Genomic DNA, 23,195 nt, shown 5'->3' on the forward strand with positions numbered 1-23,195 from the left:
CGACATGCGAATCCTGCACACCTCCGACTGGCATCTCGGCAGATCGTTCCACCGTGAGGATCTGCTCTCCGCGCAGGCGGAGTTCGTCGACCACCTGGTCGAGACCGTGAAGGCGGAGCGGGTCGAGTGCGTGCTGGTGTCCGGGGACGTCTACGACAGGGCGCTGCCCTCCGTCGACGCCGTCAAGCTGTGCGGCGAGGCGCTGAAGCGGCTCGCCGACCACGCCCGGGTCGTGCTGATCGCGGGCAACCACGACTCCGCCCACCGCCTCGGGTTCGGGTCCGCGCTGATGGACGCGTCCGGCGTGCACGTCCGCACCGACTTCGCGGCCGTGGGGGAGCCCGTCGTGGTCGGGGACGCGGCGATCTACGGCGTCCCGTACATGGAGCCCGAGCTGGTCCGGCACGAGTGGGAGCTGGACGACCGCAGCCACGCCGCCGCGCTGGCCGAGGCGATGCGCCGCGTCCGCGCCGACGCCGCCCGGCATCCGGACATGCGCACGGTCGTGCTGGCGCACGCGTTCGTCACCGGCGGGGAGGCCAGCGAGAGCGAGCGCGACATCTCCGTCGGCGGCTCGGCGCACGTGCCCGCGTCGGTGTTCGACGGCGTCGACTACGCGGCGCTCGGCCACCTGCACGGCCGATGGCGGATCACCGACCGCGTCCGCTACTCCGGCTCGCCGCTGGCCTACTCGTTCTCGGAGGAGAAGCACGTCAAGGGGTCCTGGCTGATCGACCTGCGCGCGGACGGCATCGCGGCGGAGTTCGTGGAGGCGCCCGTACCGCGCCCTCTCGCCCGGATCCGCGGACGGCTCGACGACCTTCTCGCCGACCCCGCCCTCGACCGCCACGAGGACCATTGGCTCCAGGTGACGCTGACCGACACGCGCCGTCCGTCCGCGGCGATGGAGCGGCTGCGCCGCCGGTTCCCGCACACGCTCGTGCTCGGGTTCGAGCCGGAGGGCGGCGCGGCGGAGGCCGTCCGCACCTGGTCCGGCCGCGTCCGCGAGCGCTCCGCGCAGGACATCGCGGGCGACTTCGTCGCCGAGGTCACCGACGGGCCCGCGAGCGACGCCGAGCGCGCCCTGCTCGACGAGGCGTTCCAGGCGTGCCGCCGCAGGGAGGCGATGGCGTGAGGCTCCACCGGCTGGAGATCACCGCGTTCGGCCCGTTCCCGGGCACCGAGGAGATCGACTTCGACGCGCTGTCGGACGCCGGGCTGTTCCTCATCCAGGGCCGGACGGGCGCGGGGAAGACGAGCGTCCTCGACGCGGTGTGCTTCGCGCTGTACGGGCAGGTGCCGGGCGTCCGCAACGCGGTGAGGGGCCTGCGCAGCGACCACGCCGCGCCCGGCGCCGCGCCGCGCGTGGTGCTGGAGACGACGATCCGGGGCCGCCGCCTGCGCGTGTCCCGCTCGCCCGCGTGGGAACGGCCGAAGCGGCGCGGCTCCGGCACGACCGTCGAGCACGCGAAGGTCGTCCTGGAGGAGTTCGAGCACGGCGGCTGGACGGGCCTCACCACGCGGCTGGACGACGCGGGCGACCTCCTGTCCCGGTTGCTCGGGATGACGGCCGTCCAGTTCTGCCAGGTCGCGCTGCTGCCGCAGGGCGAGTTCGCGGGGTTCCTGCGGTCCGGGGCGGACGAGCGCCGCCGGGTGCTGGAGCGGCTGTTCGCCACCGAGGTGTTCACCCAGGTCGAGAAGTGGCTCGCGGAGCGGCGCGCCGTCACCGGCCGGGAGGCCGCCGACCTCGCCGCGCGGGCCGCCGCGCTCGCCGACCGCGTCGCCGAGGCGACCGGCGCGCCGCCGCCGCGCGGGGACGGGCCGCTCGTCCCGCGCCCCCGCCCGGAGTCCTTCCAGGACGGTGCGGGGACCGGGCCGCTGGACGAGGTCGAGGCGCTGCCCGCGTGGGCCGCCGAACTGGCGCGCGGCCACGAGGACGTCCGCGCCGCCGTCGAGAGGCTGCGCGACGAGGCCGCCGCGACCTTGACCCGGGCCCGCGAAGCCTTGGACGACGGCCGTGCGCTCGCCGAACGGCAGGACCGCCACGCGCGGGCCGCCGCCCGGCGCGACGCGCTGGCCGAGCGGGCGGAGGAGAAGTCGGCGCTGGCGTCACGGCTCGACGCCGCCGCCCGGGCCGACCGGGTCGTCCCGCTGGTCAGGGACGTCAGGGCCCGGCACGACGAGGCGGTGCGGGCGCGCCGCTGGGCCGAGGAGACCGGGGCCCGGGTATCGGCGCTGGTGCCGCCGAGGGCGCCGGAGGACGTCCTCGCCAAGGCCGAGCGCGACCGCCGCGACGAGGTCGCCGCGCTGGAGGGCCGCCGCGCCACCGCCGCCCGGCTCCGCCAGGTCGAGGAAGAGCGTGCCGGGCTGGAGCGGGAGCTGCGCCGGTTGGAGCCCGCCGACGCGCGCGTCGCCGCGTCGCTGGACGACCTCCCCGGCGTCGTCGCGGCGTGCCGCGCCGAGCGGGACGAGGCGGTGCTCGCCGCCGCCGCGCGTCCCGGGGCGGCGGCCGCCGTCCAGGACGCGGGCCGCCGCCTCGACGCCGCGCAGCGCCGCGACCAGGTCGAACAGGGCCTCACCGAGGCGGAGGCGGCGTACCGGGCGGCGGTCGACGCGGCGCAGGACGCCCGCGAGCGCGTCCTCGACCTCCGCCGGGCGCGGCTGGACGGGATGGCCGCCGTCCTCGCCGGGGAACTGGCCGACGGCGAGCCCTGCCGCGTCTGCGGATCGTCCGACCACCCGGCCCCGGCCGTCGCGCCGGGCCCCGTCCCGTCCGAGGACGAGGTGGACGCGGCCCAGGACGCCGCCGACCAGGCGCAGCACGCCCGCGAGCAGGCCGGGACGGCGCTCGGCGAGCTGCGCACCGAACGCGACAAGCTGATGGAGATCGCGGGGGAGACCCCGGCCGCCGCCCTCGCCGCCGAACTGGCCGAGGCGCACCGCGCGCTCGACGCGGCCGACGCGCGGGCCGCCGACGCCGAGCGCCTGGAGGAGGTCCTCCACCGGCGCGAGCAGGAGCTCGAAGACCTCCGCGTCGAACGCGACGAGATCTCCCGCGCGCTCACCGAGCACCGCACCGAGGACGCCAGACTCGCCGACGAGCAGGCGAGGCTGTCCGCCGAGCTGGCGGAGGCGCGCGGCGGCGACCCGACGCTGGAGGCGCGGATCGCCCGGCTCGGCCGGGAGGCGGGCGCGCTGGCCGAGGCGGCCGAGGCGCTGCGCGCGTCCGGCCGCGCCGAGGCCGAGCTCACCGCCGCCCGCGCCCGCCTCGGGCAGGCGGTGGCGGCGCAGGGGTTCCGCACCCCGGAGGAGGTCCTCGCGGCGGAGCTGGCCGACGAGGAGCAGGGCGTCCTGCGCGACCGGATCCGGCGGCTCGACGACGCCGAGGCCGAGGTCCGCGCCCAGCTCGCGGACCCGGCGCTCGTCGCGGCGGCGGCCGAGCCCGCACCCGACCTGCCCGCGCTGGAGGCCGCGCTGCACGCGGCCGACGGCGCGCACGCGCGGGCCGTCAGCGCCGCCGACCGCGCCGCGCACCGCTGCGCCCGGCTCGCCGAGCTGCGCGAACGGCTCGGCACCGCCGTCCGCGACTGGCGTCCGGCGGCGGACCGGCACGCGGTGGCCGAGCGGCTCGCGGGGCTCACGTCCGGCAAGCACCCGGCGAACCGGCACGCGATGTCGCTGTCGGCCTACGTGCTCGCGGCGCGCCTGGTACAGGTCGTCGACGCGGCGAACGAGCGGCTGCGCCGCATGTCCGGCGGACGGTACGCGCTCGTCCACACGACGGAGAAGGCGGCGGGCGACCGCACGAAGGGCGCGGGCGGGCTCGGCCTGCGCGTCGCCGACGCCTGGACGGGCCTCGACCGCGACCCCGTGACGCTGTCCGGCGGCGAGTCGTTCATCACGTCGCTGTCGCTCGCGCTCGGCCTCGCCGACGTCGTCACCGCCGAGGCGGGCGGCGCCGAGATCGGCACCCTGTTCGTCGACGAGGGCTTCGGCACCCTCGACGAGGACACGCTCGACGAGGTGATGGACGTCCTCGACGGCCTCCGCGACGGCGGCCGCGCGGTCGGCGTGGTCAGCCACGTCGCGGAACTGCGCGCCCGCATCCCCGCGCAGCTCCGCGTCACCAAGGACCGCACCGGCTCCACCGTCTCCATCACCGTCTGACCGCAGCGCCCGTCACGGCCGTGACGCCGCCGGGGACGGGGGCCGGGGACGGCGCGCGGCGGCCGGACGTGCCGAGCCCGGCCAGCGCGGCGGCCACCGCGAGCCCGGCCATCACCCAGGTCGCGGGCACGAACCCGGCCGCGAAGTCGTCCGGCGAGCCGTACCCGCCGGACGCGGCGAACACGGCGGCGGTCACCGCGATCCCGAACGCGCCGCCGAACTGGCGCAGCGTGTTGAACGTCCCGGACGCGACGCCGATCGCGGGCACCGCGCCGATCACGGCGTTCTGCGCGGCGGGCATCGCCAGCGACACCCCGACCCCGGCCAGCACCAGCGGCGCGACCAACTCCGGGTAGGCCATGTCAGGGGACGCGACGACCGCGATCCAGGCGAACCCGGCGGCCTCCAGCAGCAGCCCGCCGGTGATCAGCGGACGCTCCCCGACCCGCGCGACGAGCCGTCCGGCGAGCGGCGCGACGAGGAACAGCGTGACCGTCCACGGGGCGAGCCGCAGCCCCGTGCCGAGCGGCCCGTACCCGAGCCCGTTCTGCAGGAACTGCGCGAGGAAGAACGCCGCCCCGAAGATCGCGGCGTACAGCAGGAACCCGGCGGCGTTCCCGGCCGCGAAGGCGCGGACGCGGAAGAACCGCATCGGCAGCATCGGCTCGGCGGCGCGCCGCTCCCACCCGGCGAACGCCGCGAGCAGCACGGCGCCCGCGACGAGGGCCCCGGCGACCTCCGGCGAGTCCCAGCCCGCCGCGTTCCCCCGGACGAGCCCCCACACGAGCCCGAGCGCCGCCGACGTGACGAGGACGACGCCGCCCGGGTCCATCCGCCGCGCCGCGCCCCTGCTCTCCGGGACGCCCGCCCGGACGAGCGGGATCAGCGCGAGTCCCAGCGGCACGTTCAGCCAGAAGATCCACTGCCAGGCCAGCCCCTGCACGACCGCGCCGCCGACGAGCGGCCCGCCGAGCGTGGCGAGCCCGGTCACCCCGCTGAAGATCCCGAGCGCGCGGGCCCGCCGCTCCGCCGGGTAGGCGGCGGCGAGCAGCGCCATGGCGTGCGGCATGACCAGCGCGGACCCGGCGCCCTGCACGGCCCGCGCCGCGATCAGCGCGCCGACGCCCGGCGCGAGCGCGCACGCCGCGGACGCGAGCGTGAACACCGCGAGCCCGGCGGTGAGCATCCGGCGGCGGCCGTACCGCTCGCCGAGCGCGGACGCCGTCATCAGCAGCGCCGCGAACGGCAGCGCGAACGCCGCGACCGTCCATTCGAGGGTCTCGACGGAGGCGCCGAGATCGGTTCGGATCGTGCTGAGCGCGGTGGTCACGACCAGCGCGTCCAGCAGGATCATCAGAGCGGACACCGAGGTCAGGGCGAGTACCCGGGCCTCGGGGGACATCCTGCGCATGTGGCCTCCCGGCCGTCCGGTGACGGTGAGGGCGGTGCGCCCTCGCCGTTGGTACCGGGCGGACGGCCGGAACTCATCGGCCGTACGAAAAAAGCGCAGTGATCAGCGGGAGATGAAGTCCAGGATCACGTTGTGGACGTGGTGGCTCTTGTCGCTGCCCCGGAACTCGATCTCGTAGGTCTGCGCGCCGACGTTGATCGCGATCGAGCCGGTGGAGAAGTAGGACCCGGCCCACGACTTGTTGCTGACCACGCTCACCGAGGTGATCTTCGAGTAGGGCACGCTCGTGATGGCGTACTTCTTGCCCGCGAAGCTCTTGTCCTGGATGATCACGCGCCGGTCGGTGAGGCCGATGAACCCGGTCCCGGTGCCGACCGCGTCGTAGACGGCGACGATCTGCTCGCCGGGCAGCAGCCCGCTCTCGATCTGCTTGAGCTGGCCCGACCTGTCGTGCTGGATGTCCTCGCCCATGCGTCCTCCCTCGGTCCCGCGCGTCCGTCTTGGACGGTCTGGTCAGTCGCGCCGGTTCCGTACCGGCCGTCCGCTGGGAGTGTCTCAGGCGCCGCGCGCGGACCGCGACGCTTCGAGGAAGCCGACGCAGCGGCCGAGCAGTTCGACCAGCGTCGCGCGCTCGTCCTCGGTGAACTCGGCGGCGAGGCCCCGCTCGACCCGCACGGCGCGGACGTCGGCGTCGGCCAGCACCCGCTCGCCCTCGGCGGTGAGCCGCGTCTCCAGGATGTTGCGGTGCCACTCGTGCGGGGTCCGCTCGATCAGCCCGCGCTCCGCGAGGTTCTTCAGGACGGTGTTCATCGTCGGCGGGGTGACCGCGCAGGCGCGGGCGAGCGCGGCGGCCGACATGCCGGGGTTGTCGGCGAGGTGGAGCAGCGCGGCGTACTGCGGCACGGTGAGCCCGCTCGGCTTGACCGCCGCGTGCTTCGCCCCGCTGAGCGCCTGCTCGGCGCGCTTGAGGTGCGAGCCGAGCCGCTCCTGGAGGGGCATCTCAGTCATCTCCGCATGTTAGCGCCGCCGAAGAAAAAGGCGTTGACGAGTATTAGCACCCTAACTATCGTATGTGCGCGTTCTAAGGATTGAACTCGAATGGAGAGGTCATGTCCCGTTCTTCGTTCGCGGCGCGGCGGCGCCGTCCGGCCGCCGTCGCTTCCGCCGCCGCCGCGGTGGCGGTGGCCTTACTGCCCGCGTCGGTCGCCGCGGTCCCGGCGGCGGGTGCGGCCGTCCACGCGGCGCCCGCGGCTGCGCCGTCCAAGGCGCGGATCTCCACGGCGTTCGTGCTGCCGGGCGACCGCGTCTACCCGGAGGGCATCGCCGCCGACCCCCGCCACGGGGACCTGTACGCCGGGTCGTTCCAGGACGGCGCCGTCTACCGCATGCGCCCCGGCCACCGCGTGGCGGAGGTGTTCCTCCCGGCGGGCGCCGACGGGCGGAGCACCGCAAACGGGCTGAAGGTCGACCGGGCCGGACGGCTGTGGGTGACCAGCTCCGCGTCCGGGGTCGCCGTGTACGACACGCGCACGCGGCGGCTCCTCGCCCGCTTCGACGTCCCCGGCCCCGGGACGGACGCCCGGTTCGTCAACGACCTGGCCATCACGCCGGACGGAACCGCGTACCTGACCGACAGCTTCCGGTCGGTCGTGTACCGCGTCACGCCCGGCGACCTCGCGCGGGCGCGGGGCGGACGCGGCACGCTGTCCGTCGCCTTCGACCTGGACGACGTCCTCGACCCGCACAAGCCCGGCGACTTCACCCTGAACGGCATCGTCGCCGACCCGACCGGGCGCTTCCTCCTGGCGGCGGACGCGCACGGCGGCGACCTGTACCGGCTCGACCTCGCCACCGGCGGGAGCGGCAGGACCGTCCTGCAGGGGGCCGACATGCTCCACGCCGACGGCCTCGAACTCCAGCACGGGCGCCTGTGGACGGTCCACAACGTGGACGACCGCATCGTCCGCTGGAGGGTCGCGCCGGACGGCCGCACCGCCCGCCGGGAGGCGAGCCTGACCGACGCGTCCCTCCAGCTCCCGACGACCCTCGCCCGCCTGCGCGGGACGCTCTACGTCGTGCGCTCGCAGTTCGACAAGGGCGGCCCGCTCGGCGACGGGACGCCGGAGCTGCCCTTCACCATCGCCGCCGTCCGGGGCCTCTGACCCGGCACGGTCACTCGACGGTGTAGCGGAACGCCGCGGCCGCCCGGCCCTGCGCGGCGCGCAGGGCCGGGAGGTCGGGGGCGCTGAGCAGCACCTCCGCGTAGAAGTTCTCCCGGTTCAGGCTCGTGACCTCGAAGCCGTCCGACTCGTAGCCGAACACCACGCCGTCGATCTCGCGCAGCTCCGACAGCGCCGTCGCCCCGGTCACCCGGCCGCTCTCGTGGATCTCGAACGGCAGGAGGCCGTAGAGGCGCTCGCTCTGCGCGATCCCGGAGCAGTCCATGGCGTAGCGGTCGTCGAGGGCCATGCGGATCGCCTCCCAGAACGGGTCCACCCCGCACGAGTGCAGGACGGCGGTCCGGTGCAGCCCGCCGCCGGGACGCGGGTTGATCTCCAGCAGCTCCGTCCGGCCGGACGGCAGCGTGCGCCCCTCCACGTGCAGCCACAGCCCGCGCAGCGGGAGGCTCGCGCAGAGCGCGCTCACCGTCCCCGCCAGCGCCGTCACGGCCCGCCTGACCTCGGGGGTCTGGGGCGGCGCGACGCGGAGTCCGGCGTCGTGGTGCCGGTCCTCGTCGTGGTCGGGCTTCTCCACGGCGAACAGGGGGGTGTAGCGGCCGTCGACGACCGGGCCGTCCACCGAGAACTCGATGCCGTCCAGGTACTCCTCGACGATCACCTCGAAGCCGGGGCCCTCGGCGCGGGCGAGCGCCCGCAGGTGCGCGTCCAGATCGGCGGGGGAGTCGACCCGGCGGACCAGGCGGGACGCGCCCGAGTCCCGGGCGGGCTTGGCGATCGCGGGGTACGGGCCGTCCCACGGCACGCCGGACGCGGGGCCGCCCGCGAAGCGCATCGAGGACAGCCCGAGCCGCCGCGCCTCCTCCCGCACCAGGGTCTTGGACGCGAGCGCCGCCCGCCCGTCGCCGCCGCCGGGCAGCCCGAAGCGCCGGGCCAGCTCGACCTGCCGCCCGATCAGCGACTCGACCATGTTGACGACGCCCGCCGGACGCGGCACCGCGCGCCGCACCGCCCCGGCGACGTCGCCGTCCCAGTCGACGAGGACGTGACCGGAGCAGCGGTCGCGGTTCGGGTCGTCCGGCCGCTCGGACACGAGGACCGGACGCTCGCCCATCGCCGCCAGCAGCTCTGCGACCTGCCGGACGCCGCCCGCGCCGCGCCGGGACAGGACCAGGACGTCACCCATCCCGGCCCCCGAGGATCGCCCGGACGGTCCGCTTCCGCAGCACGTCGGCCAGCGTGATCGAGAGCCCGTCCCGGCGGGCCCGGCTGACCAGCCGCGCCGCCGCGAAGCTGGTGCCGCCGAGCGCGACGAAGTCGTCGTCGATCCCGACCGTCGCCGCGCCGGTGAGGTCGGCGAACAACCGGCACAGCGCCTCCTCCTCCGGGCTCCGCGCCGCCGCGGACGACCCCTCGGACGACCCGGCGGACGGCTCCGGCAGCGCGTCCCGGTCGAGCTTGCCGTTGGCGGTCAGCGGCAGCTCCGCCACCGGGACGAACGCCGCCGGGATCATGTACTCGGGCAGCCGCGCCGCGAGGTGCGCGCGCAGCCGTCCCGCCTCGAACCCGGCGGCGGGCACGACGTAGGCGACCAGCCGGTCGTTCCCGCCGCCGGCGGCCACGACCGCCGCGTTCGCGGCGAGCCCGCCGCCGGTGATCGCCGCCGCGATCTCGCCCGGTTCGACCCGGTAGCCGTTGATCTTGACCTGGTCGTCCAGGCGGCCGAGGAACTCAAGGACGCCGCCGGGCGTCGCGCGGACGAGGTCGCCCGTCCGGTAGAGCCGCCCGCGCGTCACGTCGTGGACGAACTTCGCGCGGGTCAGGTCGGGCCGTCCGAGATACCCGCGCGCCAGCTGCGCGCCTCCGATGTAGAGCTCTCCCTCCCGCGCGGGGCGCATGCGCTCGTCGAGGACGTACAGCCGCGTCCCCTCCACCGCCGTGCCGATCGGCACGGCCCCCGCCGGAGCCGCGTCCCCCGGGTGGACGGTGTGGACGCAGCACCCGACCGTCGCCTCGGTCGGCCCGTACTCGTTCACGACCGTCACGTCCGGGTGGTCGGCGCGCCACCGGTCCAGGGCGGGCCCGAGCAGCGCCTCCCCGCCGACGACGAGCAGCTCGGTCGGGGCGTAGCTCTCCGGCAGCTCCCGCAGCAGCGCGAGGTGCGACGGCGTGACCTTCAGGAACGTCGGACGCAGCGCGGACGGCAGCGACTCCTCGCCCGCCGCCGCCGCGCGCAGGTCGGCCAGCACCACCGTGCCGCCCGTCAGCAGCGGCGCGTACAGGCTGGTCACGGCCATGTCGAAGGAGACCGACGAGTGCAGGAGCGTCCGTCCGGCGACCGCGGGATAGGCCGTCACCGCGTGCTCCAGGTAGCGGCCGAGCGCGCGGTGCTCGATCACGACGCCCTTCGGCGCGCCGGTCGAGCCGGAGGTGTAGATGACGTAGGCGGTGTCGGCCGCGTCCAGCGGACGGGTCCGGTCGGCGTCGGTCGGCGGCGTCGCCGGGCCGTCCGCCGCGTCGCGGACGGGGACGACCTCGACCGCCGCCTCGGTGCCGTCCGCCGCGACCAGGAGCGAGGCGGCCGAGTCGGCGAGGATGTGCCGCACCCGCCCGGCCGGGTCGTCGGCCGCGATCGGGACGTACCCCGCGCCCGACTTCAGCACCGCCAGCAGCGCGACGACGAGGTCGGGCGAGCGGTCCAGCATGACCGCGACGAGGCGGCCGGGCCCGGCGCCGCGCCGGATCAGCCGGTGCGCCAGCCGGTTCGCCCGGGCCTCCAGCTCGGCGTAGCCGAGCCGGACGTCGCCGTGCGCCACGGCCGGGGCGCCGGGCGTCCGCGCCGCCTGCTCCTCGAAGCGCGCCGGGAGCGGCAGGCCGGACAGGGGAGGGGTCTCAACGCTCATGATCGGGAAGCACCACCTTCGGCCGGGCGCTCCGCGCGCCCGTGATCAGTTCGCGGGCGGCCGCCGCGACCTCGGGGCTGCGCAGCAGCTCCGCGCGGCTCAGCTCGAACACGGTCTCGGCGGCGGTGAACCCGCTGCCGGCCTGCTCCCGCGCGGTCAGCGCCGCCGCCCCGGCCCAGCCGGGCCGGTACCCGAGGGCGCGCGCGGCGGCGAGGTAGCGGACGTAGGACTGGAACAGCCGGGTCAGCTGCTCGCCCACCTCCGCGTCGATGCCGAACCGCTCGAACGCGACGGCGCTGGACTCCAGGTACAGCGCCACGTACCGCGCGCTCAGCGCGTCGAAGTCCGAGCCCGCCTCGGCGCGGGCCCGCCGCGCGCGTTCGCGCAGGTCGGCGCGTTCGTCGTCGGCCAGGATCGTCATGCCCTCGACGATCCCGGTGAAGTCGCGGTCGAGCGTGTCCACGGTCGGCTCGCCGGGGTTGAACAGGATCACCGGGGGCCGGTCGCCGCGCCGCGCCGCGATCGCGTCGGCGAGCGCCGACGCGAAGACGCCGCCCGCGCAGTACCCGAGCACGGCGCGCACGTCCGCGCCGTCGCCGCCGGGCAGGCCGAGCCACCACTCCAGGTAGTGCTCCGGCGGCGTGCCGGGCAGGTGCTCGTCGGGCGGCGGGACCGCCTGCCACACCTCGGGGACGTCCGGCAGCAGCCGGACCAGGTCGCGGAACGTGGCCTCGCGCCGTCCGCTGCCGTCGAAGTCCACGGCGAGGACGACCGCGCCGCCCGCGCCCGGCGCGCCGATGCGGGTCCAGGCGGGGATGTCGGTGTCGGGATTCATCGCCGCCCCTCAGGCCGAGACGGGTTCGCCGGCGGACTCGGACGTGGTCAGGCCCAGCTCCTCCGAGAAGGAGGTGCGGCGGAACCGCAGCGCGATGAACACGCCGGGCAGCGCCGCGCAGGCCGTCATGATCGCCACCAGCGGCCCGTACATCCCGGCGGCGAGCATGGGACCGGCGATCGCCGAGCCCGCCGGGGACGTGCTGTTCATCAGCGTCCGCATGAAGGTCATCATCCGGCCGCGCATCTCGGCGGGGATCCGCGCGACCCTGATCACCTGCGACGACACCGTCATCGGCGTGGAGAACATGCTGCAGATCGCGACCGCGAGCAGCACCGGCCACAGGTGCGGCAGGAAGAGCAGCAGCAGCCCGGCCCCGGCGACGATCTGGAACAGGCCGATGTTGCGCATCTGCTTGTCCTTGGGCTTGACGGCCCCGGCGACCAGCGAGCCGATCAGCCCGGCGCCGTTCGCCACCCCGAGGATCAGCCCGAGGGTGGTGGCGCCGCCGTCCACGTGGTTCACCGCGATCCACGGCTGCGTCACCCGCAGCATCCCGATCGCCGCGTTGAACAGCGCGAAGCTGACGGTGATGCTGACCAGCACGTTGTCGCGCTTCAGCAGCCGGAACACCGGGCCCCAGCCGAAGCTCTCCAGGATCTTCTTCGGCGACTCGGTCCGCTCCGGCCGGGCCAGCCGCGCCCGCATCGCGAGCACGCACACCGCGAAGAACAGGTAGGTCCCCGCGTCGAAGATCAGCACGGCGGGCGCGCCCCAGGCGGCGATCATGATGCCGCCGAGCGCCGGGCCGGACATCTGCGCGACGTTGTAGGCGATCGACTCCAGCGCCGCCGACGTGTGGATCATGTCCTGCGGGACGAGGTCCGGCACGATCGCCGGGACGGTCCCGAGCGGCACGATCTTCAGCAGGCCGTAGACGCCCGCGACGACGCACAGATGCCACAGCGCCACCGAGCCGAACGCGTCCGCGACCGGGATCGTCGCGACGACGACCGCGCGCAGCAGGCAGTCGACGACGAGGACGACGCGGCGGGAGAAGCGGTCGATCAGCGGGCCGATGAACGTCCCGCCGAGGATGACCGGCAGCGTGTAGCAGACGCTCAGCACGCCGACCGCCGCGGCGCCGCCGGACAGGATCGCCATCCAGGCGAGCGCCGTCCAGGTCGCGCCGTCGCCGAGCAGGTTCACGACCGACCCGGACCAGATCAGCCGGTAGTCGCGGTAGCGGAGGACCTTGATGTAATCCCTCATCGGACTTCCTCGGTGGTGGTGCGTACGGGGGACTCGGTGAGCGCGTCGCGGACCAGCCCGGCGACGTCGGCGGCGCGGGTGCGGACGAAGTAGTGGCCGCCGTGGTCGAGTTCGTGCAGCCGGACGTCGGCGGCGACGCGGCCCCAGTCGCGCCACTTCTCCGGGTATTCGGCGACGACCACGTCGTCCTTGGCGCAGACGACGGTGAACGGCGCCCTGACCTTCACGGGGGCGGGCTCGCCGTGGGCGTCCAGGTTGTACTGGTGGCCGGACTCGACGTCGTGCCGGAACAGGCGGCTGATGAACCCCGCCTGGTCGGGGTCGAGGCCGTCCGCGTGGGTGAACCCGGCCCGCTCGGTCAGCCACTGGACGATCTCGGCGTCCGTCATGGTGCGGGCCAGCTCCATCGCCGCGTGCAGGTTCTCCACGCGCAGGAACAGCTTCGCGCCGACGAACACGTGCCGCAGGTCCGCGCCGCGCTCCTCCAGCAGGCGTCCGACCTCGACCGTGGGCGACGCGCCGCCGCACTGGCCCCAGAGCACGATCGGGCCGGATACCGTCGCGAGGATCTCGTCGGCGATCGCGCGGGCGGCGGTGCGGACGTCCTGGAACGGCTCGCCGGGACGCTGCGGGTCGTGCCCCGGCAGTTCGACGGCGTGCAGCGCGACCCCGGGCGCGTGCCGGGCCACCGCGTCGGCCAGCGGCAGGTAGTTGACCGCGTGCCCGGCCGCGTAGGGGAAGCACACGAGCGTCCCCGCGGCGGTGCCGGACGCGGCCGTCAGGAGCCGCAGCCGGGACGGCGCCCGCTCCGGCGACTCGGCCGCCGCGCCGTCGATCACCTCGGCCAGCTCGGACAGCCGGGGGTGCCGCATGACGTCGATCAGCCGCGCCCTGCCGCGCAGGTCCATGACCACGCGCAGCGCGGCGAGCGAGTTGCCGCCGAGCGCGAAGAACGCGTCGTTGGCGCTGATCCGCTCGACCGGTATCCCGAGGACGCGCGCCCACACGTCCGCGATGGCGCGCTCGGTGGGCGTGGCCGGGGCGGCGAACTCGGCGGCGTCCGGCGCCGGGGCCGGGGCGTCCGGGACGGGGTCGGCGGCGCGCTCCAGCACGCCGTCGAACGTCCAGCGGCCCCGGCGGCCGGTCGGTTCGAGCGCGGCCCCCGCCCGCCACGGGTCGGCCTTCCCGCCGGGACGCTCCGGACGGGACGCGACGATCTCGCCCTCCGTCCCGACCGGGGCGGGCAGGCCGAACGCGTCCAGCACGTAGACCCTGTCCTCGGACGACGACGGCCACTCGTCCACCACGAGCGCGAGTTCCGCGTCGTCGAGGAGCGTCTGCTCGCCGTAGCGGGCGAGCGGGTCGCGGGTCATCAGGTCCAGGGCGCGCAGGTAGTACCCGCCGAGCCGGTCGGCCTGCTCCGCGCCGATGACGTTCGCGTAGTAGTGCAGGCTCAGCCGGATGTTGTCGTGGAAGAAATGCCGCGAGAACTCCGCCCTGAGCACGAATTCGGTCTCGGCCTGCACCTGGACGTTCAGCAGGTCGAACTCGGGAAGCCGCTTCAGTTCCTTGAGGGAGTAGAAGTGGGTGAAGTTGAACGTCGTCTCGAACAGCCCCTCCTGCGTCGCGAGGTCCTGCTTCATCCGCGCCATCGGGTAGCGGCGGTGCGGCAGGAAGTCGATCTCGGCCCGGTAGACGTCGCGGACCAGGTCCTCCCAGGTGCGGTCGTCCAGCCGGATCCGGAACGGGACGGTGTTCAGGAACATCCCGATCGCGCGGTCGGCCCCCTCCAGCTCGGGGCGTCCGCTGTGCTCGTAGCCGGTCATCACGTCGGGGTCGCCGCCGACCATTCCGAGCACCCGCAGATGCGCGGCCATCAGCACGTTCTTCACCGGCACCGACAGCCGCTCCGCCAGCCCGACGATCCGGTCCGACAGTTCCAGCGGGATGTCGAAATGGCTCATCACGACGGAGAACTCGCTGCCGGACGGCATCGACGCCGGGACGGTCGTGCGCGGCCGGTCCGCGAGGACACCGGCCCAGAAGTCCTTGTCCTCGGAAGAGGCCAGCGCCCGCCGCTCCAGCCCGAGGAAATTGCGGGAATGGTTGTCGCGCAGCCCCGGCTCGACCCCCTGCCCCGCCCGCAGCCGGTAGTAGAGGTCGAACACCTCCGCGTGGACGAGGTTGATGCTCCACCCGTCGAGCGTCGAATTGTGCAGGCTGATGTTGTAGCGGTAGAGGTTCTCGCCCAGCACCTGCACGTAGAGGCGGATCAGGGTGCTCGGGACGCTCCAGTCGAACGCCCGCTCCTTCTCGGTGACGAGCCAGGTGTCGTACCAGTTCTGCTGCTCGTCGGCGGACATCCCGCGCAGGTCCGTCACCTCAAGGGGGAGCGGCACGTCGCGGTGCACGACCTGGAGGTACTCCGAGTACCCGTCCAGGTGGTAGGTGGTGCGCAGGATGGGGTTGCGGCGCACCAGGATCCCGACCGCCTCGGCGAACACGTCCGCGTCGAACGGGCTCTGGATCAGGTAGCTGATGATGTCGTGGTAGTGCGCCGTGCCGCGCATGATCTCGCTCTGGAAGATCAGCCCGGCCTGGAGCATGGACAGCGGGTAGGCGTCCTCGGCGTCGGCGGGGAGCCGGGCCCGATCGTCCTCGGAGATCAGCGAGAACGGCGCGGACCGGTGGTGCTCCGGCTCCTCGTCGTCGGTGCGGGCGTCCAGGTGGGCGGCGAGCGACTCGACGGTCGGGTGCTGGAACAGCTCCTGGAAGGTGAAGCTCAGCCCGCGCTCGCGCGCCTTGCCGAGCACCACGACGAAGTGGATGGAGTCGCCGCCGACCGCGAAGAAGTTGTCGCGGGCGTCCACCTCGTCCAGGCCGAGGACGTCGCGCCAGATCGCGGCGAGCTCGGCCTCGGTGCCCGCGCGCGGCGCGGCGTGCCCGGCGAACGCCGACGCCTTCGCGGGCGGCTCGGGCAGCGCGCGGCGGTCGAGCTTCCCGCTCGGCGTCAGCGGCATCGCGTCCAGCACCACGATCCGGGACGGGACGAGGTGGTCGGGCAGCGTGCCGCGCAGGTGCCCGTCCAGTTCGGTCTCGGTGACGTCCGCCGGGGCGACGGCGTAGCCGATCAGCGCGGGCTGCCCGCCCGCCGCCTCGCGGGCGACGACGACCGCGTCCGCGACCGCCGGGTGGGCGCGCAGCGCCTCCTCGATCTCGCCCGGCTCGATCCGGAACCCGCGGATCTTGACCTGGTGGTCCAGGCGGCCGAGGAACTCGATCGCGCCGTCGTCCAGGCGGCGGGCGAGGTCGCCGGTCCGGTAGATCCGGTCCTCGCCGTCGAACGGGTCCGCGACGAACCGCTCCGCCGTCAGCTCCGGCCGGTGCAGGTAGCCGCGCGCCAGGCCCACCCCCGCGATGCACAGCTCGCCCGGCACCCCCGCGGGCAGCGGGCGCAGCCGCTCGTCGAGGACGTGCAGCCGGATGTTGTCGATCGGACGCCCGATCGGCACCCGCCGCGGGTCCGGGTCGTCGCACGGGTGGTGGGAGACGTCGACGGTCGCCTCGGTCGGCCCGTACAGGTTGACCAGCGCGGGGCCCGCGCCGTCCGGGCGGAGCAGCTCGTGGAAGCGGCGCACCACGGACGGGCTCAGCGCCTCGCCGCTGGCGAACACCGTCCGCAGCCCGGCGAGGGCCGCCACCTCGTCCGGCTCCCCGGCGGCGTAGTCGAGGAACGAGCCGAGCATCGACGGGACGAAGTGCATCACCGTCACCCCGGCCCGCGCCACCGCCGCGACGATCGCGGCGGGCTCGCGCTGCGCGCCGGGTTCGAGGAGGCAGACGGCCGCGTCGGCGGTCATCCACCAGAACAGCTCCCAGACCGAGACGTCGAACGAGATCGGCGTCTTCTGCAGGATCACGTCGCCGGGGCCGATCGGGTAGGCGCGCTGCATCCACGCCAGCCGGTTCACGACGCTGCGGTGCTCCACGGCGACGCCCTTCGGCATGCCGGTCGAGCCCGAGGTGTAGATGACGTAGGCGAGGTCGGACGCGGACCCGGGCGCGTCGAGCGCGTCGTCGCGGTCGGCGTAGCTCGCCGGGTCGGCGAGGTCGACCGGCGTCACCCCGGCGGGGAGGCCGTCCAGGTACTTGGGCTGGCCGACCACGATCCCGGCGCGGCTGTCGGTCAGCAGGTACTCGATCCGCGCGGGCGGGTACCCGGTGTCGATCGGCAGGTAGGCGCCGCCCGCCTTGAGGATCGCGAGGATGGCGACAAGCATCTCTGGTGAGCGGTCCGCCATGACGGCGACGACGACGTCGGGCCCGGCGCCGTGGTCGCGGAGCGTCCGGGCCAGGCGGTTGGCGCGGCGGTCCAGGTCGCCGTAGCCGAGCCGCTCCGCCCCGGCGACGACGGCGAGCGCGTCCGGGTTCGCGGCGGCGCGCCGCTCGAACAGCTCGTGCAGGCGGACGGTGTCGTCGAACGGCACGGGCGGGTCCACCAGGGAGGCGAGCCAGGCGTCGTCGGCCTCGTCCCGCAGCTCCAGGTCGCCGAGCGGGGCCCCCGGGGCGGCGGCGAGGCGGTCCAGCAGGACGCACAGGCGGCGCGCCAGCCGCCGCGCCGTCGCCTCCTCGAAGCGGCGGGACTCGTAGCGGACGGTCAGCCGCAGCCCGTCCGGCGTGCGGGCGAAGCCGAACGTGACCGGGACGGGGACGGTCTCGTAGGGGATCGGCTCGTGGTGGCCCTCCAGCGCCACGGCCACGTCGAACAGCGGGTTCGTCTGGGCGTCGGACGGCAGCCCGAGCTGGTCGGTGAGGATCTTGAAGGGGTAGTCCTGGTGCCGGGTCGCCTCCGCGATGGTCGCGGCGGCGGCGCGGGCGAGGGACTCCAGCGTGGCGTCCGGGCCGACGGCGAACGACAGCGGGAGCGTCCAGGCGAGCGGCTCGTCCGCGCGGTCCGGGTCTCGCCGGATCGGGCTGCCGAGCACCGGCTCGCGGTCGCCGGTGTAGAGGTGCAGGAGCGCCGCGACACCCGCCGTGAGCAGCGCGTGCAGCCCGGCGGGATCGTTGCGGCTCATCCGGTCGAGCGCGGCGGTGGTGCCCGCGTCGAGGACGGCGGTCGTGGTGGCGGGGAGCGGCGGCTCCGTCCCGGCCGGGGCGCGGTCGGGCGTGAAGCCCGTCCGGCGCCGGTCCGGCGGGAAGCGGTTGTGCCAGAAGGCCGTCTCCAGCGGGCGGCGGGCCGCCTCGATCTTCAGTTCGCCGAGAGTTCTCATGATCCGTTCCATCCGCTCGTGGTGGAGGCGTGCTCGGGACGCGGGAAGTCGAAGTCGAATCCGATGCCGGGGGCGGGCGCGGCGGACCGGCGGCCGACGAGGTCGCCGACGGTGCGTTCGGGCGCCGCCGCGGCGGCGTCGGCCAGGCCGAGGAGGCGGTCCGCGAAGGCCCGGACCGTCCCGGGGCGGAAGAGGTCGGTGCCGTAGGCCCACACCGCGTCGAAGACGCCGCCGCGGTCGTAGACCTGGAGGTTGAGGTCGAACATCGTGCAGCGGTTCAGCGTGTCCGCCGGGCGCGCGCGCCCGCCGAGCACCGGCCGCCCGGTGAACGCTGCCGCGTCCTGGAGGCCGACCATCGTGTCGAACAGGGGATGCCGGGCCGGATCGCCGCCGGGCGCCTCGAACGGGACGTCCTGGTGCGCGAGGGCGCCGAGGACGCGGCGCCGCACGTCGTCCAGGAACGCGGTGAACGGGCGCTCCGGGTCGATCGCCGCCCGCACGCAGAGCGTGGTGGCGACCATGCCGGTGACGCGCTCGGTGCCCGCGAACGTCCGCGCCGCCGCCGGGGTGCCCACGGTGACGTCGTCGTCCCCGGTGATCTGCGCCAGGAACAGCAGGTAGACGGCGGTGAGCGCGGCGAACGGGGTGGCCCCGGCGCGGTGGGCCAGCTCCTTCAGCGCGGCCGTCCGCGCCGCGCCGAAGGTGAATTCGAGCCGGTCGCCGTTCAGGCTCCGGACCGCCGGGCGGTCGAAGTCGGTCGGCAGGTCGGACCGCTCGGGCGGCTCGCCGAGCACCTCGCGCCAGTAGGGGGCCTGGCGCTCCCGGATCCAGTCGGACGCGCCGTCCGCCAGCCAGACCGCGTAGTCCTTGTACTGGAAGGCGGGCTCCGGGAGCGGACGGCCGTCGTAGAGCGCGTCCAGTTCGTCGAGCAGGATGCCGATCGTGACGCCGTCCGCGACGATGTGGTGCAGGTCGAGCGTGACCGTGTCGGCGTCCGCGCCGCGCTGGACGAAGACGCGCAGCAGCGGCCCCTCGCCCAGATCGAACGGCCGGACCAGCACCGCCCCTTCGGACACGAGCTCAACCCGGACGCGCACGTCGTCGGACACCCGCTGATACGTGGCGCTTCCGGCCTGCACGAACGTCGTGCGCAGGCAGTCGTGGCGGGCGACGAGCCCTTCGACCGCCTTCTGGAGCCGGTCGACGTCCACCCGGCCCGGGACCTCGACGCGGACCGGGACGTTGTAGTGCGTCGCGTCCTGGTTCTTCACCTGCTCGACGTAGATGCCGCGCTGCTGCGGCGTCACCGGGTACAGCGCGGCCTCCGCCGCCCTGGTCAGCGGCGGCGGGCCGTCGCCGGTGCCGCCGCGCTCGCGCACCGTCCGGGCCTGGCGCTCGATCGTCGGGTTGGTCAGCACCTCGGCGGCGCTGAGGCGCGGTCCGGGACCGCGCCGGGTCCGCGCGGCGAACGCGGCGGCGGTCAGCGAGGTCACGCCGAGGTCGAGCAGGTCGTCGGTCACGCCGATGGACGGGAGGCCGAGCGCGTCCCGCCACAGGTCGGCGAGGGCCCGCTCGATCTCGTCGCGGGGCGCGACCTTCGCGGGGCGCTCCTCGGGCGCGGCGTCGGCCAGGGCGGCGAGCGCGGCCCGGTCGATCTTGCCGTTGCGGGTCAGCGGCATCGCCTCCACCCGGACGAACCGCGCCGGGACGAGGTGGTCGGGCAGCTCGGCCCGCAGGGCGCGGCGCAGCTCGTCCGGGTTGGGCGCGCCGTCGGAGGTGTAGCAGGCGCACAGGTACTTCTCGCGCCCGCCGGGCCGCACCCGCACGAGCACGGCCGCCGACCGCACCCGCGGGAGCCGGGCCAGCCGGTGCTCCACCTCGCCCGGCTCCACCCGGAAGCCGCGGATCTTGACCTGGTCGTCCCGCCGGCCGAGGAAGTCGAGCGTGCCGTCCGGCCGCCGGCTCGCGAGGTCGCCGGTGCGGTACAGGCGGCCGCCCGCGCCGAACCGGTCGGGGATGAACGCGGCGGCGTCCAGCTCGGGGCGGTCGAGGTAGCCGTCGGCGAGCCCGTCCCCGCCGACCAGCAGCTCGCCGGGGACGCCGATCGGCTGCGGGAGCCCGTCCAGGTCGACGACGTAGGCGGTGGAGTTGGCGATCGGCGCGCCGATCGGGATCCGCCCGGTCGGCGGCGCGGTGATCGCGTGCGTCGTGGAGAACGTCGTGTTCTCGGTCGGCCCGTAGCCGTTGACGACGCGCAGCCCGGGGCACGCATCCAGCACCCGCGCGATGTGCTCGGGCGACAGCGCGTCGCCGCCCGCCAGCACCTCCCGGACCCGCCGGAACACGGTCGCGTCCTGGTCGATGAGCTGGTGGAACAGGGGAGCGGTCAGCCACAGGGTGGTGACGCCGTACGCCGCGAACGCGTCGCCGAGGCGGGCGGCGTCCAGGATCGCGTCCTCGGGGACCAGGACGAGCGCGCCGCCGGTGAGGAGCGTTCCCCACAGCTCGAACGTCGTCGCGTCGAACCCGATCGCGCCCGTCTGGAGGATCCGGGTGCCGGGCCCGAGGCGCGCGAAGTCCGTGCCCCGCACGAGCCGGACCACGGCGCGCTGGTTGACGAGGACGCCCTTCGGCACGCCCGTCGTGCCCGAGGTGTACATGACGTAGGCGCCGTCGGTGGCCGCCCCTTCGCGGTCGGGCGCCGCCGACGCCGCGAGGTCGCCGGGATGGACGACGGCCGTCCCGGCGGGCGCCGGGCCGATCGGCTCGCCGGTGACGAGCACGCGGGCGCCGCTGTCGCGCAGCAGCAGGTCCCGGCGCTCCGGCGGCACGTCGTGGTCGATCGGCACGTACACGCCGCCCGCCCGCAGGATCGCGAGCGTGCCGACGACCAGGTCCGGCGTCTTGCCGGAGATCAGGGCGACCCGGTCGTGCCGGCGCACGCCCCGCTCGCGCAGGGTGGCGGCGAGGCGGGCGGAGCGGTCGTCCAGGTCCCGGTAGGTGAGCGTGCCGTCCGCGTGGACGACCGCCGGGGCCTCCGGACGGGCCGCCGCCTGCTCGGCGAACAGCTCGGTGATCGAGGCGTTCCGGGGGTAGTCGCGGCGGGTGTCGTTGAAGCCGTCCACGACGAGGGCGCGCTCGTGCGGGCCGGTCAGCTCCAGCTCCGCGAGCGTCGAGCCGGGCGCGGCGAGGATCCGGTCCAGCGCGGTGAGGACGTGCTGGAGCAGCCGTTCGGCGGGCTCCCCGGTGTACGCGGGCGGACGGCCGTCGAGGCGCAGCGCCAGGCCGTTCCCGTCGTCGGCGACGGAGACGACCAGGTCATGCCCGTCGTCACCGGACGGCGGGCGAGGGGCGAACGCCGTCCGCGCGGTCCCGCCGCCGCGGGCGGGCGCGGCGAGGGCCGCCGCGACCGCCCGGACGTGCGCGGCGAGGGTCAGGTCCGGGGGCATCGTGAAGCCGACCCGGCCGCGGCCGAGGACGTCCAGCGCGAAGCCGTCCGCGCCCGCGTACTTGCGGGCCACCGCCAGGAACGCCGCCATGACCGCCGGACGCGGGTCGGCGGGCAGCCGCCGGTCCCCGAGCCGCCTGGTGACGGTGACCAGCGCGTCCCGGTCGGAGACCGGCCAGGCCAGCGGCCAGCTCTCAGGACGGTCGTCTCCGCTCATCGGGTGCCCACCGCCTCGCCGTCGAGGACGGTGAACTCCGTCTCCAGCAGGGCGTCGATCTCGGCGGCCAGCGAGCGCAGCTCGGCGTGGTCGGACGCCGTCCCCTGGACGAGGCCGACGCAGTCCTGGGTGCCGTTCCGCCAGTCGAGGACCTGCCCCGGCTCGGCCCGGACGTCCACCTGGTCGACGCCCGGCAGCGCCGCGATGCGCTCGATACCGCCGAGGCGCCGCAGCGCGGCCCGCCGGGGCGGCGCGGGGAGGTAGCGGCGGAACGCGATCCGCCGGAAGTCCGGCGGGTCGTCCGGCGGGGCCGGCCCGGCCGCCGCGCCCAGCGCGGCGCGCAGCAGGTCGTAGCCGGACGCCCGGCGCAGCAGGGCCGCGACGTTGCCGCCGACCCGGCCGTTCACCTCGATGATCCGGGGGCCGTCCGGGGTCAGCTTGAGCTCGGTGTGCGCGCACCCGGACCGGACGCCGAGCGCCCGCAGCGCCGCCCCGGCCAGCTCCTCGGCCCGTCCGGCGAGGTCGCGCGGCAGCGTCGCCGGGACGAACTGCCCCGTCTCCCGGAACGGCTCGGCCAGCGGGAACTTGCCCATCACCGCGACGTGCCGGACCTCGCCCGCCGCCACGACCGACTCGACCGAGACGTAGTCGCCCCAGCCGGGACCGGCCGCCGCCGGGTCGCCTTCGAGCAGCTCCTCGACGAGGTAGCCGCCCGCCGGGACAGCCCGGGACGCGATGTCCGCGACGTCGGCGGGCCCGGCGACCCGGTAGGTGGAGGCGCTGCCCGCGCCCCGCCGGGGCTTGACGACGGCCGGGAAGCCGAGCCGCGCCGCCGCGTCCGCGAGCGCCGCCGCGTCGGCGGCCTCCCGGTGGCGCGGCCCGGGCAGCCCCGCCCGGTCGAGGGCGCGCCGCTGGTGGAGCTTGTCCCCGAGCGCGAGCGCCGTGCCGGGGTCGTGGTAGTCGAGCCCGAGCCGCGCCGCGACGCCGGCGGTGAGGCCGATCCGGTACTCGCTGAACGTGGTGATCCCGGCGGGGCGCAGCGGCGCGACCGCCCGGGCCACCGCGCCGGGGTCGGACCCGGCGTCGACGACCGGCGCGGCCGACCGCAGGGCGGGCAGCGCGCCCGCGACGTGCGCGGCGGCCGGGTCGCAGACGAAGACGACGTCACAGACGCCCCGCGCCGCCGCCGCGATCTCCAGCGGCCCCGCCGAGCCGCGGTCGTAGACGACCAGGACGAGCGGCTTCATGACCGCCCTTCCCGGCCGGGCCCGATCGCGTCGCCGAGGTTGCCGGAACGGCCATTCACCCGGCCCCTCCGCATCGGTGGACTGATCATGTCCCAACCCGAGTCGAGCGTGAATGAATGTTGCCGGGAGACAGATTCATCGGTCATGGGAAACTCCCCGTCAGGCCCGCCGCCGGGCGAATCGCACGGCGCAACGAATGGTCGCATTCGGCGCCTTGGACGATCGAGAGGAGAACGGGGCTCATATTT

13 protein-coding genes are annotated in these 23,195 nt (G+C 75.3%); 3 read left to right on the forward strand and 10 right to left on the reverse strand.

Annotated features, from left to right (window positions below; genetic code table 11):
• The first annotated feature begins 4 nt into the window (after positions 1–4).
• Both ACH01S_RS12790 and ACH01S_RS12795 read left to right on the forward strand, forming a co-directional pair.
• The gene (locus ACH01S_RS12790) at positions 5–1,135 is read left to right on the forward strand and encodes an exonuclease SbcCD subunit D (protein WP_067889929.1); all 1,131 of its coding nucleotides are present in this window, start codon (positions 5–7) and stop codon (positions 1,133–1,135) included.
• Positions 1,132–4,167 (forward strand): AAA family ATPase, encoded by a 3,036-nt coding sequence (locus ACH01S_RS12795; protein ID WP_067890086.1) that lies wholly within the window; start codon positions 1,132–1,134, stop codon positions 4,165–4,167. The genes ACH01S_RS12790 and ACH01S_RS12795 overlap by 4 nt, the downstream gene beginning before the upstream one ends.
• Here the strand turns inward: ACH01S_RS12795 and ACH01S_RS12800 are convergent.
• The 3 genes from ACH01S_RS12800 to ACH01S_RS12810 form a co-directional block, all read right to left on the reverse strand.
• Positions 4,157–5,578 carry a DHA2 family efflux MFS transporter permease subunit gene (locus tag ACH01S_RS12800; RefSeq protein ID WP_067889932.1) on the reverse strand — a complete coding sequence of 474 codons (1,422 nt, stop codon included), beginning with the start codon at positions 5,576–5,578 and terminating at the stop codon, positions 4,157–4,159. The two genes, ACH01S_RS12795 and ACH01S_RS12800, sit on opposite strands and share 11 nt — an antisense overlap.
• A 102-nt stretch (positions 5,579–5,680) precedes the next feature.
• Entirely contained in the window at positions 5,681–6,049 is a 369-nt protein-coding gene (locus ACH01S_RS12805) for a PH domain-containing protein (protein ID WP_067889934.1), read from the reverse strand.
• A gap of 84 nt (positions 6,050–6,133) precedes the next feature.
• Positions 6,134–6,586 (reverse strand): MarR family winged helix-turn-helix transcriptional regulator, encoded by a 453-nt coding sequence (locus ACH01S_RS12810; RefSeq protein ID WP_218010238.1) that lies wholly within the window; start codon positions 6,584–6,586, stop codon positions 6,134–6,136.
• Between the two features lie 101 nt (positions 6,587–6,687).
• On the opposite strand from ACH01S_RS12810, the gene ACH01S_RS12815 reads away from it, so the two are divergent.
• Positions 6,688–7,740 carry an SMP-30/gluconolactonase/LRE family protein gene (locus ACH01S_RS12815; protein WP_067889941.1) on the forward strand — a complete coding sequence of 351 codons (1,053 nt, stop codon included), beginning with the start codon at positions 6,688–6,690 and terminating at the stop codon, positions 7,738–7,740.
• A gap of 10 nt (positions 7,741–7,750) precedes the next feature.
• Here the strand turns inward: ACH01S_RS12815 and ACH01S_RS12820 are convergent, their stop codons facing one another.
• The 7 genes from ACH01S_RS12820 to ACH01S_RS12850 are packed head-to-tail and all read right to left on the reverse strand — an operon-like array spanning position 7,751 to position 22,947.
• Entirely contained in the window at positions 7,751–8,941 is a 1,191-nt protein-coding gene (locus ACH01S_RS12820) for an ATP-grasp domain-containing protein (protein ID WP_067889944.1), read from the reverse strand.
• Positions 8,934–10,658, reverse strand: coding sequence for a non-ribosomal peptide synthetase (locus ACH01S_RS12825; RefSeq protein WP_067889948.1), 1,725 nt, complete (start codon positions 10,656–10,658; stop codon positions 8,934–8,936). Before ACH01S_RS12825 ends, ACH01S_RS12820 begins: the two co-directional genes overlap by 8 nt.
• Positions 10,648–11,493, reverse strand: a complete 846-nt coding sequence (locus ACH01S_RS12830) for a hypothetical protein (RefSeq protein ID WP_067889952.1) — start codon at positions 11,491–11,493, stop codon at positions 10,648–10,650. Before ACH01S_RS12830 ends, ACH01S_RS12825 begins: the two co-directional genes overlap by 11 nt.
• Before the next feature lie 9 nt (positions 11,494–11,502).
• Positions 11,503–12,765, reverse strand: coding sequence for an MFS transporter (locus ACH01S_RS12835; protein WP_067889957.1), 1,263 nt, complete (start codon positions 12,763–12,765; stop codon positions 11,503–11,505).
• Positions 12,762–18,035 carry a non-ribosomal peptide synthetase gene (locus ACH01S_RS12840; protein ID WP_067889963.1) on the reverse strand — a complete coding sequence of 1,758 codons (5,274 nt, stop codon included), beginning with the start codon at positions 18,033–18,035 and terminating at the stop codon, positions 12,762–12,764. The genes ACH01S_RS12835 and ACH01S_RS12840 overlap by 4 nt, the downstream gene beginning before the upstream one ends.
• Positions 18,032–21,700 carry a non-ribosomal peptide synthetase gene (locus tag ACH01S_RS12845; RefSeq protein WP_067889966.1) on the reverse strand — a complete coding sequence of 1,223 codons (3,669 nt, stop codon included), beginning with the start codon at positions 21,698–21,700 and terminating at the stop codon, positions 18,032–18,034. Before ACH01S_RS12845 ends, ACH01S_RS12840 begins: the two co-directional genes overlap by 4 nt.
• Positions 21,697–22,947 (reverse strand): ATP-grasp domain-containing protein, encoded by a 1,251-nt coding sequence (locus ACH01S_RS12850; RefSeq protein ID WP_067889969.1) that lies wholly within the window; start codon positions 22,945–22,947, stop codon positions 21,697–21,699. The genes ACH01S_RS12845 and ACH01S_RS12850 overlap by 4 nt, the downstream gene beginning before the upstream one ends.
• Positions 22,948–23,195 lie beyond the last annotated feature (248 nt).

The sequence above is a fragment of the Actinomadura chibensis NBRC 106107 genome, from assembly GCF_001552135.1.
Taxonomy (GTDB): domain Bacteria; phylum Actinomycetota; class Actinomycetes; order Streptosporangiales; family Streptosporangiaceae; genus Spirillospora; species Spirillospora chibensis.